Source organism: Mesorhizobium sp. B2-3-4 (genome assembly GCF_006442315.1).
GTDB lineage: Bacteria > Pseudomonadota > Alphaproteobacteria > Rhizobiales > Rhizobiaceae > Mesorhizobium.
In genome coordinates this window covers 46,742-60,839 of sequence record NZ_VFVY01000013.1, presented here as the reverse complement: position 1 = coordinate 60,839, position 14,098 = coordinate 46,742, and the positions used below count along the sequence as shown (strand labels likewise).

Below are 14,098 nucleotides of genomic sequence, written 5' to 3'. Positions count from 1 at the left end.
ACGCCCTGAGCCGGCGAAGGGCGAGCAACGCCCGTCAAGTGCTCGTCTAATTCCGTCCGTAAAACGCGTTCGGGACATGCACCGGCCAGCGCCAGGGCAGCACGGCAACCATGTCGAAGCGCATCGACAGCCTGCCATAGTCGGGCTGGCGCGACAGCCAGATGTCAGCGGCCGCCTCGATACGGCGCTCCGATTCGTGGCCGATCGCCTCCATGGCCTCCATCAGCGTGCGGCGCGCCTTGACCTCGACGAACAGGACGAGGTCACCGCGTCGGGCGATCAGGTCGATCTCGCCGAATCGCGTGCGGTGCCGGCGCGCCAGGATGCGATAGCCTTTCAGCGTCAGCACCAGAGCCGCCAGCCATTCGCCGCGATGGCCGCGCCGATAGGCTTTCTGGCGGCTGACGCTCGGACGCTCAGCCACCGTCGCTTTCTCCAGAAGCATCCCTGAGTTCGAGCAATCGCCGGTAGAGCGCCTGCTTCTGCCCACCGGTCATTTTCGCCGCCTCCGCCGCCGCCTTGGAGGCCGGCATTTCGGCGGCCAGCGACAGCAGCAGGCGGTCGATGTCTTCAGGTTCGTCGGCCCTGACCTCGGCGGGACCGACGCAGACGACGATCTCGCCCTTCGGCGTGTCGGCGGCCGCGTAGTGATCGGCGAGAACCTGCAGCGTGCCGATGCGCATTTCCTCGAAGGTCTTCGTCAATTCCCGGCCGATGGCTACCTTCCGCTCGCCGCCGAGCGATTCGACCATGGCGCCGAGCGATTCGGCCAGCCGGCGCGGCGATTCGAAGAAGATCAGCGTCGCCGGCACGGCCTTCAACGCTTCCAGCCTTGCCAGCCGCTGGCCTGATTTCACCGGCAGGAAACCGGCGAACAGGAAAGCGTCCGACGGCAGGCCGGACGCGGTGAGTGCCGCCAGCGGCGCTGACGGGCCGGGGATCGGCACGACGCGCATGCCAAGGTCGAGCGCCTCTGCGACCAGCCGGTAACCGGGGTCGGAGACGAGCGGTGTGCCGGCGTCGGAAATCAGCGCCACGCTCTGGCCGGCCGCGAGCGCCGCGATCAGCTTCGGCCCGGCCTCGCCGGCATTGTGCTCGTGGTAGGCCGTGGTGCGGCGGCGGATGCCGTAGCGGTCAAGCAGCACCCGCGACACGCGCGTGTCCTCGCAGGCGACGATGTCGGCGGCGGCCAGCGTCTCCAGCGCGCGCAAGGTGATGTCGGCGAGATTGCCGATCGGCGTCGCCACCAGATAGAGCGCCGGCTCCAGCGGCCGCGCATGCATTTGCGCCTGCCCGATCACATAGCCGCGCCTGCCCGTCTCGCCAGTCACCGATGCCGTCTCCGTTCGAGCCTGTCTGGCCTGCCACACCTTGTTTGGCCCGCCAAAGGCCTGTTTGGCCTGCCAAAGTCTTCTTTGGCATGGCCGGCGCCGGCTTGCAAAACTCACACCGATGTAAGGTGGCTGCCATGCCTTCGCCACAGTGGGGAACGAAACCGGATTTGGCAGATTTAGCCCCTGATTCCCAAAGGGAGAACAGGATGGACAGCCTGATGATACAGGACGCCTTCGCGCCCTATTATGCCGACCGCGATCGTGCCCCGCGCCGGGACAAGCGGCTGCCTGGCAGGACAGGACCGGCCGCCGAGACGCCGGTCGCCTTGCCCACCAATGTAAGGCTTTCAGACAACAAACCCGACAGCACGACGGAGCACTGACCGGACGATGCCCAATCGCTTCGATATCTTCATCACCCGTCTTGAAACAAAGAATGCGCGCCACGGCGTACCCTTGCCCTCATTGGGGGACCAGCACCGCGGCCGTCGCGACAAGGACAACGCCAAGCCAGTCCGGAACGGCGAGGCGCATGCGGAAAAAGAACGCGCAAAGCATCGCCACAAGCACGATGCCTGACCTGGGTAGCCCACAAATTGCGGGACACCGGAGCTGAAACATTGGTTGGCCGGCGACTGTTCGCCACTGCCATCGCGCTGTTCGGCCTGATTGCCTCGGCCCCCTCGGCCGATAGTCGAAACAATGCGGCATCGGCCGTCCGCGAGCCGCCGTCGCCGGGCGCACCGCAATCCACACAAGCCGGCTCGACCCCGCAAAGACCGCGAACCATAAAATTCAGGGCCATCGCGGCCAGCGGCCTGTTTGCCAAGACGCTTTCGCTGCGCGGGACGCTTGCCGGCGAGACCACGGAGCGCGAATTCGCGAGGGTTCTCTACCCCGCTCTCAACCAGCCCATTTCCAGCCGCGACTGGATTACCGTTGAAAATGTTTCAGCCGCCTATCTGCAACTGGACATCGATCCGGAGTTCGCGATGCCCGGCGTCCCCCTGCATATGCGTTCCGATGATCCAGCCACCTCGGACTACTTGTTTCACAAGGTGGGCGACCGATGGATACAGGCGCCGCGAGCGACGAGGATCGACGTGTTCTCCTACGCAGGCTGCGGCCTGACGCAGCAATCCTGGGAGGATGGCGGCGATTTCCACCATCAGGATTTCTTCTTTGAAGTCGACACGGGTTCGGATTGCGGCGTGGCCGATGCTTCTTGGCCGGACAGGCGCGTCTACCCCCGATAGACGGCCAGCACCGCGCCTGCCGCGAAGGCGGCCGACAGCAGCGCCCGGATTGAAGACCGGCCGGTTGGTCTTGCGCACTGTAGATCCTCGGGACAAGCCCGGGGATGACGATCTGGGTGCGTGGAGGACGACGAATGGATGGATTGCAGCGTAAGGCTCAGTCCAGATACCGCGAAACCCGTGCCTTCAGAAGCTCGATCAGCTCCGGGTCCATGAATTCATAGTCGTCCGGTATGTCGAGGCAGATCACCTTGGCCGCCTTGAGACTGGCCTTGAATCTCTTCTGCAGCTTGGTGCGGTGCGTCTTTTCCATGACGAAGATGATGTCGGCCCATGCCACCAGCTCATGCGTCAGCGGGCTGTCGGCATCGTGATTGGTGCCGGCCGATTCGACCTCGATGTCGCGGCGGGTGGAAAACACCTGCTCGGCGGTCGGGCTGCGCAGCCGGTTCTGGCTGCAGACGAAGAGGACGTTTTTCAAGGGTTACCGCGCCAGGTCCGCCACCACGGCATCAAGCACGATCATGCCGGCCGGCGTGGCGCGCAGGCGGGCGTTGCCGATCGGCGCCACCAGCCCCTCGCCTTGCAGCACCGACAGCCGCGCGCTGGACAGGCCGCGTCCGGAAAACGCCTCGTAGCGTGTGAGGTCGATGCCTTCGGCGAGCCGCAGGCCCATCAGCAGGAACTCGTCGGCCTCTTCCGAGCGCGTCAGGATTTCGCCGCCGGTGACACCGTGGCCCTTGGCCTCGACCAGATTGGCCCAGGTTTCCGGCATCCGTTCGGCGATCGTCACCACTCGGTGGCCATTCTCGACGAAGCGGCCGTGCGCGCCGGGGCCGACGCCGACATATTCGCCGTAGCGCCAGTAGGTCAGATTATGCCGGCTCTCGGCGCCTGGCCGCGCATGGTTGGAAATCTCATAAGCCGGCAAACCATTTGCCGCCGTGATCTCCTGCGTCAGTGCGTAGAGATCGGCGGCGTGGTCGTTGTCGGGGATGATGAATTTCTTGGCCGCGTGCAGTGCGTGGAAGGGCGTGCCTTCCTCGATGGTGAGCTGGTAAAGCGACAGATGGTCGGCGGCGTGGCCGATCGCCTGTTCGAGTTCCGCCTGCCAATCCTGCGGCGTCTGGCCGGGCCGCGCATAGATCAGGTCGAAGGAGAGCCTGGGGAATATTTCCCGCGCGAGCCCGATGGCGTGCAGCGCCTCCTCGACATTGTGCAGCCGTCCGAGGAAACGCAGATCCTTGTCGTTCAGCGCCTGGACGCCGAGTGACACCCGGTTGACGCCTGCCGCGCGGTAGCCGCGAAAGCGCTCCGCCTCGACCGAGGACGGATTGGCCTCCAGCGTGACTTCGATGCCGTCGGGGACGGTCCAATTCTTGGCCACCGCGTCCAGGACCCTGGCCACGGTCTGCGGCTTCATCAGCGACGGCGTGCCGCCGCCCAGGAAGATGCTGGTCACCTCGCGCGGCCCGGTGCGCTGGCGCATCGTCGCCAGTTCGGCCTCGAAGGCGGCGGCAAAGCGCTCCTGATCGACCGGCTGGTGGCGGACATGGCTGTTGAAGTCGCAATAGGGGCACTTGGCCGCGCAGAACGGCCAATGCACATAGACGCCGAAGCCGGGGCTGCGGTCGAGCGGCATGATTGTGCCAGGCCCGATCATGCCGACCCGGATGTGCCCAAACCCAGCCGAGCCTGGGCGAACTTCTGGAAAGCGCGGGCGCGGTGCGACAGCGCCGTCGCCTGGCCGGGCTTCCAGCCATGTTTTTCCTCGGCGCTCATCTCGCCGAAGGTCTTTTCGAAACCGTTGGGCAGGAACACCGGATCGTAGCCGAAGCCGAGTTCGCCGCGCGGCGGCCAGACCAGCGTGCCTTCCGCCTCGCCGCGATAATATTCGGCCTCGCCGTCGGGAAAAGCCAGGCAGATGACGGCGACGAAGCGGCCCGTGCGCTGCTCGGGCGTGGCCGCGCCAACCTCTTGCATCGCCACTTCGGTGCGCTGCATGGCCATGGCGAAATCCCTGCTTCCGTCTGGCGTTTCGGCCCAGTTGGCGGTGTAGACGCCGGGCGCGCCGTCGAGCGCGTCGACGCACAGGCCCGAATCGTCAGACAGCGCCGGCAGGCCGGTCGCCTTGGCGGCGGCGAAGGCCTTGATGTAGGCGTTCTCCTCGAAGGTGGTGCCGGTTTCGTCGGGTTCCGGCAAGCCGTACGCCTTGGCCGATTTGGCCTCGAAGCCGAACGGGCCCATCAGGTCGGCGAATTCGCGCAGCTTGCCTTCATTGTGGCTGGCGACGACTATTTTCTTGCCATCAAGTGTATGCATCAAAGGCCCCAGATTCTCGGCTCGGCGAACTCGATGGAATTGCCCGAGGGGTCGCGTATATAGAGCGAACGACCGCCTTGCGGCCATTCGAATTCGCTTTCGATGGCAATGTTTTTTGCCTCCAGAAGCGCTTTCCAGCCGGTGAGTTCGTCGGCGGTTGCTGCAAAGCAGAGATGGCCTTCGCCAACCGTGCCATGCGGCGGCACTTTCAGCCGGGCGTCGGGCGCCGGCGGGATTTTGGTCGCCTCGGCGTTGAAGATGAGCAGCACGCCGGGGCCGCAACGGAAGAAGAGATGGCGGCCTTCGACCTTTCCGAGGAGAGTGAGGCCGATTATGTCGGTGTAGAAGGCTTCGGCTGCGGTGAGGTCGGTGACGTAGAGGGCGGATTCCAGGACGGCGGAGGGTATCACGAGGCCCCCCTCTCTGCCCTGCCGGCCATCTCCCCCTCAAGGGGGGAGATCAGCAGCTTTGAGGCTGCCACCCGCTTTGCAACATCGGAGATTGGCGAAAGCCATCGTGACATCCAATCTCCCCCCTTGAGGGGGAGATGGCCGGCAGGCCAGAGAGGGGGGCTCAAGCTCAGCATATAGAAATCAGGCCACCGCCATCTGCTGCAAACTCACCAGGCGGGAAATGCCCTTCTTGGCCAGGCCCATCAGCTCGGCGAACTGCGCCTCCGAAAACGGCTCGCCCTCGGCGGTGCCCTGGATCTCGACGATGCCGCCCTTGCCGGTCATGACGAAATTGGCGTCGGTGCCGGCGGCGGAATCTTCGAGATAGTCGAGGTCGATGACCGGCTGGCCGTCATGGATGCCGCAGGAAATCGCCGCGACATGGTCCTTCAGCACTTTCGAAACGCTGGCCATCTGGCGGGCTTCCATCCAGCGCAGGCAGTCGTAGAGGGCCACCCAGCCGCCGGTGATCGAGGCGGTGCGGGTGCCGCCATCGGCCTGGATGACGTCGCAGTCGACGGTGATCTGCTGTTCGCCCAGCGCCTGCAGATCGACCACGGCGCGCAGCGAGCGGCCGATCAGGCGCTGGATTTCCAGCGTGCGGCCGCCCTGCTTGCCGGCGGACGCCTCGCGGCGCATGCGCTCGCCGGTCGAGCGCGGCAGCATGCCGTATTCGGCCGTGACCCAGCCCTTGCCGGAATTGCGCATCCAGCCTGGAACCTTCTCCTCGAGGCTCGCGGTACACAGGACATGCGTGTCGCCGAACTTCACCAGGCACGAGCCTTCGGCATGCTTGGAGACGCCGCGCTCGAAGGAGATGGCGCGCATTTCGTCGAATTGGCGTTTGGAGGGGCGCATTCGGCCTGCTTTCTGTCGGGTTTTGAAATCGTGGCCGGCTTTTAGACGCAAGGGGGGCGGTGCGCAAAGGAAAACGGACCGGGCGGCCGCCACGACCGCCAGGGGTGAGCCGGCACAGACACCGGGTTGCGCCAGGCGTGTGGGAGTCTATATCCTGAACGAGGAGGTTTTTGGCCGAATGACCAAGGCAATCGATCCCGGTTCGCAGTCGCTTGCACTTCAATCACTCGACATGCGCTCACGCGACATCTTCCGGCGCATCGTCGATTCCTATCTGAGGGACGGCGAGCCCGTGGGCTCGCGCAGCCTGTCGCGCATCCTGCCCTCCTCGCTGTCGCCGGCCACCATTCGCAACGTGATGAGCGACCTCGAGCATCTCGGGCTGATCTATGCGCCGCACATCTCGGCGGGGCGGCTGCCGACGCAGGCCGGGCTGCGCTTCTTCGTCGACGCCTTCATGGAGCTTGGCGACCTCTCCGACGAGGAGCGCCGCGCCATCGAGGCGCAGGTGCGGGCGTCGGGCTCGGGCGCGACGCTGGAGCACATGCTGACCGAGGCCAGCCAGATGCTGTCGGGCATGTCGCGCGGCGCCGGCCTGGTGCTGGCGGCCAAGAACGAGGTGGCGCTGAAGCATATCGAGTTCATCCAGTTGGAGCCGACCAAGGCGCTGGCCGTGCTGGTGTCGCAGAACGGCGACGTCGAGAACCGCGTCGTCGACCTGCCCGCCGGCATCACCGTCTCGCAACTGCACGAGGCGTCGAACTTCCTCAACGCCCATATCAGGGGCCGCACACTGGCCGAGGCGCGCACCGAGATCGCCCGCATCAAGGAAGAGACACGCGCTGCCCTCGACACGCTGTCGCAGGACCTCGTCGAGAAGGGACTGGCGGTGTGGGCGGGCGCCGAAAGCGGCCTGCCGGCACGGCTCATCGTGCGCGGCCGCGCCAATCTGCTGGAAAACGTCACCGCCCAGGCCGATATCGAACTTTTGCGGCATCTCTTCGAGGACATGGAGACGCAGGACGGGCTGATCCAGCTGCTCGACCTCGCCGAGCAGGGATCGGGCGTGCGCATCTTCATCGGCTCGGAGAACAAGCTGTTCTCGCTGTCAGGCTCGTCGCTCGTGGTGGCGCCCTATCGCGACAAGGATGCCCGCGTCGTCGGTGCGCTCGGCGTCATCGGCCCGACAAGGCTGAACTATGCCCGCATCGTGCCGATGGTGGATTATACGGCGCAGCTGATATCGCGCATGTTAAGGTAGGAGATCTGAGGAATTGCTTTGGTTTCCACGTCGAAAGCCTACCGCGAATGCCTCCGAAAGCCGTCATCCTCGGGCTTGTCCCGAGGATCTGCTGCATCGCGGTATTTGGGTATGGCGAAGATGAGGACGGAAACAGCTTAGCTGACTTGGATGCGTTGGCAGATCCTCGGGACAAGCCCGAGGATGACGCTTTCCAGGGCGGGCCCCGATCGAAACAACAGGCGGCAAGGAGAAAAAGAATGGCGCTGGAATCGTTCAAGGCCCAGATCGGCCTGCTGCTGGAGGAGATGGTCAACCAGCCGGAGGACGTGCGCGAGGTGCAGGAGCAGTTGCGCGAGAAACTGCGCGAAATGCGCGCCATGGGCCTGCCTCTGCCGGCCGATCTCGTCGAGCTGGAAAAGCGCCTGGACAGCGACCTCGACGCCACCGAGACCTGACGGCCGCTCTGCCGTCGCTTCACCCCTACATGTGGCATGGAACCATCGGCCACGATTGGCCGTTGCCGCTCTAGAGCGGTTCAGCGTTTGGTAGAATCGCAGGCCCGCTCCAACTCTTTGTTTTACGCAATTCCCAAGGGGAAGCGCTACACGCTTCTCCCGGGAAAACCGCTACGCACTTTTCCTGGAATTGCTCTAAGCGGCAATCGGTTTGCGGCACGATGCGGAGGTCTCCCATGATCCGACTTGTCTCGATGGCCGCCATCCCGGTCAGCCTCGTCATTGCCGGCTGCGCCCTGGCGGCCGACCAGCAGCCGGTGCTGAAAGGTCCGGCCGCCTTCGGTGACTGGCGCGCCGACAGGCCGGGCGTGCGCCGGCTGATCGAGCCGGCAGACCTGCCGAAGCCCTACGTCACCAAATCGGCCTCGAACAGCGCCGGTGTCGCGGACATGCCGAGCGATGCAAAGCCGCATCTGCCGCCGGGCTTTACGGCCGAGCTGGTCGCTTCAGGGATCGACAATCCGCGCGTCGTGCGGGTGGCGCCGAACGGCGACCTGTTCGTCGCCGACAGCGAGGCCAACCAGATCCGTGTTTATCGCCTGACAGAAGGCGGCGCGAAACCGGCCGGGAAAGGCATCTTCGCCGGCGGTCTCAACCAGCCCTACGGCATTGCCTTCTATCCCCCGGGCGACGACCCGAAATGGGTCTATGTCGCCAACAGCGACAGCATCGTGCGCTTCCCCTATCGCGGCGGCGACCTGAAGGCATCAGGCGAGCGTGAAACCATCGTCGACAACATTCCGGCGAACCATCACTGGACGCGCGACATTGCCTTTTCGCCCGACGGCCAGACGCTCTATTTGTCGGTCGGCTCCGGCTCGAACGTCGCGGAGAGCATGGGCAAGGCACCGGAGGGTGGCCTCGAGGCCTGGGCGAAATCGCAGCCGCTCGGCGCGGCCTGGGGCTCCGAGGAAGGCCGCGCCGACGTCAGGGCCTTCGACCCGGACGGCAAGAACGGCCGCATCGTCGCCACCGGCCTGCGCAATTGTTCGGGCATGACGATCCAGCCGGCGACCGGCGCGCTGTGGTGCGTCGTCAACGAGCGCGATGCACTTGGCGACAATGTGCCGGCCGAATACGCGACGTCGGTCAGGGAAGGCGCCTTCTATGGCTGGCCCTGGTATTACATCGGCAACAACGAGGACCCGCGTCACAAGGGCGAGCGGCCGGACCTCGCCGGCAAGGTCACCATTCCCGACGTGCTGATGCAGGCGCATTCGGCGCCGCTCAACATCGCCTTCTACGACGGCAAGGACTTGCCCGCCGACACCGGCTTTCCCAAGGAATATCGCGGCGATGCCTTTGTCGCCCTGCACGGTTCGTGGAACCGCGGCAACCGGACCGGCTACAAGGTGGTGCGGCTCAAGTTCAAGGACGGCAAGCCGACCGGCGAATACGAGGATTTCATGACCGGCTTCGTCGTTTCCAATGGCGAGGTCTGGGGCCGGCCGGTGGGCGTTGCGGTGGCCGGCGACGGATCCTTGATCGTGACCGAGGACGGCAACGGCACGATCTGGCGCGTGACTTATGGCGGCGGCCGCTCCTGATCCGTCCTCGCGAACGGGCCATTGGTGCCTGGCGCAAGCGAATTTTGCGCTCAGGGCGTTCTCCCGCAGGGTGTGTCGTGCGACAAAGGCGTAACCACCCTTGGACGCCGCACCATGACCCTCACCGGCTTTCTCGCCTACAGCGCCGCTCTCGGCATCGCCGCCGCCATTCCCGGCCCCGGCGTCACCGCACTCGTGGCGCGGGCGCTGGGCTCGGGCTTTCGCTCGTCGCTCGCCATGTCGTTTGGCCTGATGCTGGGTGACCTCACCTATCTGACCGCCGTGGTGCTCGGCCTTGCCTTCGTCGCGCAAGAGTTCGGCATGATGTTCCTGGCCATCAAATGGGCCGGCGTCGCCTATCTCGCCTTCCTCGGCTGGCGGTTCTGGACCGCCGGCATCACGCCCGAGACGGTCGAGGCCAGGAAAGGCAAGGGCGGGCTGCTGTCGAGCTTCCTCGCCGGCCTGACCGTGACGCTCGGCAACCCGAAGACGATGATCTTCTATCTCGCGATCACGCCGACCATCGTCGACCTGAAGACCATCACGCTTGCCGACTACGGCATCCTGGCCGCGCTCACGGTCGTCGTCCTGTTCGTCGTGCTGGTGCCCTATCTGGCGCTCGCCGCCAAGGCGCGCTGGTTCCTGAAATCCCCGCGTGCGCTCAAGCTTTTGAACCGCACCGCCGCCACCTTCATGGTCGGCGCTGCTGCGGCGATCGCCGCCCGCCAGTAGCGCTTCGCGCCAAACCGTTCCGCAAACGATTTGTTTCGGGAAACGCTTTTCCGGAGCAAACGGGTTTTCAGCACGGTCCCTACTCGGATATTTCTTGCCGACAGCCTATCTTGCGCGGCTGAAGACCTTATCGTGCCGGCTGGAACGCCACTTGCCTGCGATACTTCCCTTGTCTGCGATACTTCCCTTGCCTGAAATAGTCTCTTGCCTGAAATCCTGGGAGCGAAACCAATGACCAAATCCGCCAATCCTGCCCGCGTCCCCGGCCGCGGCCGCGTCTACACGTCCATCACCGACACGATCGGCGACACGCCCCTGGTGCGGCTCGACAAATTCGCCAAGGAGAAGGGCGTCGTCGCCAACCTGGTCGCCAAGCTCGAATTCTTCAATCCGATCGCCTCGGTCAAGGACCGCATCGGCGTGGCGATGATCGAGACGCTCGAGGCAGCCGGCAAGATCGCGCCCGGCAAGACCACGCTGATCGAACCGACATCGGGCAACACCGGCATCGCGCTTGCCTTCGCCGCCGCCGCCAAGGGCTACAAGCTGATCCTGACCATGCCGGAGACGATGTCGGTCGAGCGCCGCAAGATGCTGGCGCTGCTCGGCGCCGAGCTGGTGCTGACCGAAGGGCCGAAAGGCATGAAGGGCGCCATCGCCAAGGCCGACGAACTGGCCGCGACGATCCCCAACGCCATCATTCCGCAGCAGTTCGAAAACCCCGCCAACCCCGAAATACACCGGCAGACCACCGCCGAGGAAATCTGGAACGACACGCAGGGCGAGATCGATATCTTCGTCGCCGGCATCGGCACCGGCGGCACCATCACCGGCGTCGGCCAGGTCCTGAAGAAGCGCAAACCCTCGCTGCAGATCGTGGCCGTGGAGCCGGATGCCTCGCCGGTTCTGTCTGGCGGCCAGCCCGGCCCGCACAAGATCCAGGGCCTCGGCGCCGGCTTCGCGCCCAAGATCCTCGACACCACGATCTATGATGAGATCGTCAAGGTCTCGAACGAGGATTCCGTCGCCAATGCGCGCCTCGTTGCCCGGCTCGAGGGCGTGCCGGTCGGCATCTCGTCTGGCGCGGCCCTGCAGGCGGCGATCGTCGTCGGTTCGCGGCCCGAGAACAAGGGCAAGACCCTTGTCGTGGTCATCCCCGACTTCGCCGAACGCTATCTGTCTACCATCCTGTTCGAAGGGCTGGGGGCCTAGCTCGGACCTTCGGTGGTCTCTTCGCTGGCCCGCTGAAAAATCCTTCCGTGGCCACTGGCGTCCGGCTTGAGCCGAACCCTGCTTCCGGGCCATATCGCCCCGGTCCCGCGAAAAGACGGGCCGGGGGAGGATTTCATGTACAAGCTCTACACACGTCCGGGCAGCGGCGGCTTTGTCGTCGAGGCAGCGCTGGCGCTGGCGCAAGTGCCATTCGAACATTTCGACGTGCCGAAGACCGACCAGCCTGATCCGGCCTTCCTCGCCATAAGTCCGCTGAACCAGGTGCCGGTGCTGACCTTGCCGGACGGGCGCTCGATCACCGAATCGGCGGCGATCTGCATCCTGCTCGCCGAGCGCCACCCGCAAGCCGGCCTGGCGCCGGCGGTGGACGCGCCGGCGCGCGCGGAATTCCTGCGCTGGATGGCCTTCATGTCGTCGGTGCTCTATCCGGCGGTGCTGCGGTTCTACTATGCCTATCGCTACACCGCCGACGCCGAGGGCACGAAGGCGGTGAAACAGGCGGCGGTCGCCGAGATGGATCGCGGTTTTGCCGTCGTCGATGCCGCGTTGCGCGGCCGCGACTGGCTGGCCGGCGATCGGATGTCGCTGGCGGATATCTATCTCGTCATGCTGGTGGCCTGGTATCCCGACATCGACAAGGCCCGGGCGGCCTGGCCCGATATCGAACGCCTGTGGGCGCGGTTGCGCGCGCATCCGCTGATGAAGACGCTCAACACCTCGCACGAGATGTGGCCGGCCTGACCGCCCGATAGGCCTTGCAGCGTCCGCAGCCTCAATGCATGAGCGCGGCGCGTTTTGCCTGCAGGAAACGGCGCACCGCCGGATCGCGCTCGAGGCCGATCGCCCGGTCATAGGCTTCCAGCGCCTGTGGTGCCTGGCCGAGCCTGGCCAGCAGGCCGGCCCGCGCGGCCCAATAGGGCTGATAGTCATTGAGCCGCTTGTCGTCGCCCAGCACGTAGAGGGCCGCCAGCCCCGCCACCGCGCCCTCGGTCTCGGCGATCGCCACCGCGCGGTTGATCGCCACGACCGGCGACCCGGCGATCGAAAACAACGCTTCGTAGAGCGCGCGGATCGCCGCCCAGTCGGTGCGGCCGCTCAGCCGTCGCGCCACATGCGCCGACTGGACCGCCGCCTCGAGCTGATAACGGCCGATAGCGCCCATGGTGGCGGCACGGCCGAGCAGGGTTTCGGCCTCGTCGACCAGGGCGTGATCCCACAGCGCATGGTCCTGCTCGGCGAGCGGCACATACTCTCCGGCCGTGTCGCGACGCGCGGCGCGACGCGCCTCGGCGAACAGCATCAGCGACAGCAAGCCCAGCGCTTCCGGCTCTTCCGGCAGCAATGACGCCACCAGCCGGCCGAGCCAGATGCCTTCGGTGGCGAGGTTGCGGCGCCGCGTCTCGGTGCCGGCGGGGTCGGTCCAGCCTTCGGCGAAGGCGGCGTAGATCGCCTCCAGCACCGCGTCCAGCCGTTCGCCGAGTTCGGCCCGCTCCGGCACGCGGAACGGGATGCCGGTCTCGCGGATGCGGTTCTTGGCGCGCACCAGCCGCTGGCCAATCGTGGCCGGCGAGACCAGGAAGGCGGACGCGATGGTCGCCGCATCGAAGCCCAGGATGGTCTGCAGGATCAGCGGCGCCCGCACGCCGGCCTCAATCGCCGGATGGGCGCAGGCGAACATCAGCCGCAAGCGTTCGTCAGGCAGGTCCTCGTCGGTCATGCGCGCCTCCGCCTCCTCGGCAATCAGCTTGAGATGGTCGCGGCCGGCTTCGCTGGTGAGCCGCCGCCGCACCGCATCGACCCGCCGCCGCCTTGCCACCGCGAGCAGCCAGGCTTCCGGCTTTTCCGGCACGCCGGTGCGCGGCCAGCGCTCCAGCGCCGCCGCGAAGGCATCGGCCAGCGCATCCTCTGCGCCGGCGACGTCGCGCGTGCGCGCCGCCAGCCAGGCGACCAACTTGCCATAGCTTTGTCGGGCGGCGGCCTCCGCGGCCGCCCTGGCGATTTCCGGCCGGGTGTCCATCAGCTCTTGGGCATGTACTCGTCCATTTCCCAGATCGGCCGCAACTCGACCGTTCCGGTGCTGGCCGCCGGACAGCGGGCCGCCCATTCAATGGCGGTGTCGATGTCGGCCGCCTCGATCATGTAGAAGCCGGCAAGCTGCTCCTTGGTGTCGGCATAGGGACCGTCGATGACGTTGGTCTTACCGTCGGCGATCCGCACCGAGGTGGTCGCCTGGCTCGGACGCAGCCGGTCACCGGCCAGCCAGGTGCCGGATTTCTTCAGCGCCTCGGTATAGGCGCCATAGGCCGCACTCATCTGAACCCGTGCCTCGGCCGGCACGTTCGCCAGCGCGGCTTCGTTGGCGTAGATCATGATCATGTATCGCATGGGTTTTCTCCCGTGGTTCGAAGGCCGCGTCCTTGCGGGGCCGGACGTATGTCGCGCGGCGGCGACGGATTTCGACAGGTTGCGGAAAACTTTTCTGCCGCCAACGCGCCTTGCGCAAGCGGGCATGTGTTCGGCGAGCACTCAACCATTCGTCTAAGGCGGGGAATTGCGGGTTGGCATTTCGCTTGCGCTGTCTAAACTCGCCTCGGTTCGTATCAGGG

Annotated in this window: 18 protein-coding genes; 9 read left to right on the top strand and 9 right to left on the bottom strand. The window is 65.8% G+C overall.

Features of this window, described 5'->3' with window-relative positions; translation table 11 throughout:
- Nucleotides 1–46: 46 nt before the first annotated feature.
- Both FJ967_RS19600 and rsmI read right to left on the bottom strand, forming a co-directional pair.
- The gene (locus tag FJ967_RS19600; protein ID WP_181176005.1) at nt 47–424 is read right to left on the bottom strand and encodes a YraN family protein; all 378 of its coding nucleotides are present in this window, start codon (nt 422–424) and stop codon (nt 47–49) included.
- Nucleotides 417–1,331: a 16S rRNA (cytidine(1402)-2'-O)-methyltransferase gene (gene rsmI / locus FJ967_RS19595; protein ID WP_181176003.1), complete on the bottom strand. Its 915-nt coding sequence runs from the start codon at nt 1,329–1,331 to the stop codon at nt 417–419. Before rsmI ends, FJ967_RS19600 begins: the two co-directional genes overlap by 8 nt.
- Nucleotides 1,332–1,540: 209 nt before the next feature.
- Between rsmI and FJ967_RS33440 the strand changes: the two genes are divergently transcribed.
- Genes FJ967_RS33440 through FJ967_RS19585 form a run of 3 tightly spaced genes read left to right on the top strand, consistent with a single transcriptional unit; the run spans nt 1,541 to nt 2,590 of the window.
- Nucleotides 1,541–1,717, top strand: a complete 177-nt coding sequence (locus tag FJ967_RS33440) for a hypothetical protein (RefSeq protein ID WP_181176002.1) — start codon at nt 1,541–1,543, stop codon at nt 1,715–1,717.
- A 7-nt stretch (nt 1,718–1,724) separates the two neighbouring features.
- Nucleotides 1,725–1,913 (top strand): hypothetical protein, encoded by a 189-nt coding sequence (locus FJ967_RS19590; protein ID WP_140733476.1) that lies wholly within the window; start codon nt 1,725–1,727, stop codon nt 1,911–1,913.
- A 41-nt stretch (nt 1,914–1,954) separates the two neighbouring features.
- Nucleotides 1,955–2,590, top strand: a complete 636-nt coding sequence (locus FJ967_RS19585; RefSeq protein WP_140733475.1) for a hypothetical protein — start codon at nt 1,955–1,957, stop codon at nt 2,588–2,590.
- Between the two features lie 157 nt (nt 2,591–2,747).
- On the opposite strand, the gene FJ967_RS19580 is transcribed toward FJ967_RS19585, so the two are convergent.
- From FJ967_RS19580 to rph, 5 genes are all read right to left on the bottom strand, one after another.
- Nucleotides 2,748–3,071 carry a low molecular weight protein tyrosine phosphatase family protein gene (locus tag FJ967_RS19580; protein ID WP_140733474.1) on the bottom strand — a complete coding sequence of 108 codons (324 nt, stop codon included), beginning with the start codon at nt 3,069–3,071 and terminating at the stop codon, nt 2,748–2,750.
- 3 nt (nt 3,072–3,074) lie between these two features.
- On the bottom strand, nt 3,075–4,253 hold the full coding sequence (hemW, locus tag FJ967_RS19575) for a radical SAM family heme chaperone HemW (protein ID WP_140733473.1): 1,179 nt from the start codon (nt 4,251–4,253) through the stop codon (nt 3,075–3,077).
- The gene (gene rdgB, locus FJ967_RS19570) at nt 4,250–4,912 is read right to left on the bottom strand and encodes an RdgB/HAM1 family non-canonical purine NTP pyrophosphatase (RefSeq protein WP_140733472.1); all 663 of its coding nucleotides are present in this window, start codon (nt 4,910–4,912) and stop codon (nt 4,250–4,252) included. The genes hemW and rdgB overlap by 4 nt, the downstream gene beginning before the upstream one ends.
- The gene (locus FJ967_RS19565) at nt 4,912–5,322 is read right to left on the bottom strand and encodes a VOC family protein (RefSeq protein ID WP_140733471.1); all 411 of its coding nucleotides are present in this window, start codon (nt 5,320–5,322) and stop codon (nt 4,912–4,914) included. The genes rdgB and FJ967_RS19565 overlap by 1 nt, the downstream gene beginning before the upstream one ends.
- A 183-nt stretch (nt 5,323–5,505) precedes the next feature.
- Nucleotides 5,506–6,222: a ribonuclease PH gene (gene rph / locus FJ967_RS19555; RefSeq protein WP_140733469.1), complete on the bottom strand. Its 717-nt coding sequence runs from the start codon at nt 6,220–6,222 to the stop codon at nt 5,506–5,508.
- A 178-nt stretch (nt 6,223–6,400) separates the two neighbouring features.
- Here rph and hrcA point away from each other — a divergent pair, with 178 nt between their 5' ends.
- The 6 genes from hrcA (at nt 6,401) to FJ967_RS19525 (ending at nt 12,233) form a co-directional block, all read left to right on the top strand.
- Complete coding sequence (hrcA, locus tag FJ967_RS19550; RefSeq protein ID WP_140733468.1) at nt 6,401–7,483, top strand: heat-inducible transcriptional repressor HrcA; 1,083 nt, start codon at nt 6,401–6,403, stop codon at nt 7,481–7,483.
- Between the two features lie 239 nt (nt 7,484–7,722).
- Nucleotides 7,723–7,920 (top strand): hypothetical protein, encoded by a 198-nt coding sequence (locus FJ967_RS19545; RefSeq protein WP_140733467.1) that lies wholly within the window; start codon nt 7,723–7,725, stop codon nt 7,918–7,920.
- Between the two features lie 254 nt (nt 7,921–8,174).
- Nucleotides 8,175–9,527, top strand: a complete 1,353-nt coding sequence (locus tag FJ967_RS19540) for a sorbosone dehydrogenase family protein (RefSeq protein WP_246675320.1) — start codon at nt 8,175–8,177, stop codon at nt 9,525–9,527.
- Nucleotides 9,528–9,641: 114 nt separating this feature from the next.
- The gene (locus tag FJ967_RS19535; RefSeq protein ID WP_140733465.1) at nt 9,642–10,259 is read left to right on the top strand and encodes a LysE family translocator; all 618 of its coding nucleotides are present in this window, start codon (nt 9,642–9,644) and stop codon (nt 10,257–10,259) included.
- A gap of 231 nt (nt 10,260–10,490) precedes the next feature.
- The gene (gene cysK, locus FJ967_RS19530; protein WP_140733464.1) at nt 10,491–11,471 is read left to right on the top strand and encodes a cysteine synthase A; all 981 of its coding nucleotides are present in this window, start codon (nt 10,491–10,493) and stop codon (nt 11,469–11,471) included.
- Nucleotides 11,472–11,606: 135 nt separating this feature from the next.
- Nucleotides 11,607–12,233: a glutathione S-transferase family protein gene (locus FJ967_RS19525; protein WP_140733463.1), complete on the top strand. Its 627-nt coding sequence runs from the start codon at nt 11,607–11,609 to the stop codon at nt 12,231–12,233.
- Between the two features lie 31 nt (nt 12,234–12,264).
- On the opposite strand, the gene FJ967_RS19520 is transcribed toward FJ967_RS19525, so the two are convergent.
- Together FJ967_RS19520 and FJ967_RS19515 are read right to left on the bottom strand one after the other, a co-directional pair.
- Nucleotides 12,265–13,509 carry an RNA polymerase sigma factor gene (locus FJ967_RS19520; protein ID WP_140733462.1) on the bottom strand — a complete coding sequence of 415 codons (1,245 nt, stop codon included), beginning with the start codon at nt 13,507–13,509 and terminating at the stop codon, nt 12,265–12,267.
- Nucleotides 13,509–13,877, bottom strand: a complete 369-nt coding sequence (locus FJ967_RS19515) for a YciI family protein (RefSeq protein ID WP_140733461.1) — start codon at nt 13,875–13,877, stop codon at nt 13,509–13,511. The genes FJ967_RS19520 and FJ967_RS19515 overlap by 1 nt, the downstream gene beginning before the upstream one ends.
- Nucleotides 13,878–14,098 lie beyond the last annotated feature (221 nt).

Bases quoted from the DNA above. Each gene is read 5' to 3' on its own strand.
- FJ967_RS33440 (WP_181176002.1), top strand. From the start codon at position 1,541: ATGGACAGCCTGATGATACAGGACGCCTTCGCGCCCTATTATGCCGAC.
- FJ967_RS19590 (WP_140733476.1), top strand. From the start codon at position 1,725: ATGCCCAATCGCTTCGATATCTTCATCACCCGTCTTGAAACAAAGAAT.
- hemW (WP_140733473.1), bottom strand. From the start codon at position 4,253: ATGATCGGGCCTGGCACAATCATGCCGCTCGACCGCAGCCCCGGCTTC.
- rdgB (WP_140733472.1), bottom strand. From the start codon at position 4,912: ATGCATACACTTGATGGCAAGAAAATAGTCGTCGCCAGCCACAATGAA.
- rph (WP_140733469.1), bottom strand. From the start codon at position 6,222: ATGCGCCCCTCCAAACGCCAATTCGACGAAATGCGCGCCATCTCCTTC.
- hrcA (WP_140733468.1), top strand. From the start codon at position 6,401: ATGACCAAGGCAATCGATCCCGGTTCGCAGTCGCTTGCACTTCAATCA.
- FJ967_RS19545 (WP_140733467.1), top strand. From the start codon at position 7,723: ATGGCGCTGGAATCGTTCAAGGCCCAGATCGGCCTGCTGCTGGAGGAG.
- FJ967_RS19540 (WP_246675320.1), top strand. From the start codon at position 8,175: ATGGCCGCCATCCCGGTCAGCCTCGTCATTGCCGGCTGCGCCCTGGCG.
- FJ967_RS19535 (WP_140733465.1), top strand. From the start codon at position 9,642: ATGACCCTCACCGGCTTTCTCGCCTACAGCGCCGCTCTCGGCATCGCC.
- cysK (WP_140733464.1), top strand. From the start codon at position 10,491: ATGACCAAATCCGCCAATCCTGCCCGCGTCCCCGGCCGCGGCCGCGTC.
- FJ967_RS19525 (WP_140733463.1), top strand. From the start codon at position 11,607: ATGTACAAGCTCTACACACGTCCGGGCAGCGGCGGCTTTGTCGTCGAG.
- FJ967_RS19520 (WP_140733462.1), bottom strand. From the start codon at position 13,509: ATGGACACCCGGCCGGAAATCGCCAGGGCGGCCGCGGAGGCCGCCGCC.
- FJ967_RS19515 (WP_140733461.1), bottom strand. From the start codon at position 13,877: ATGCGATACATGATCATGATCTACGCCAACGAAGCCGCGCTGGCGAAC.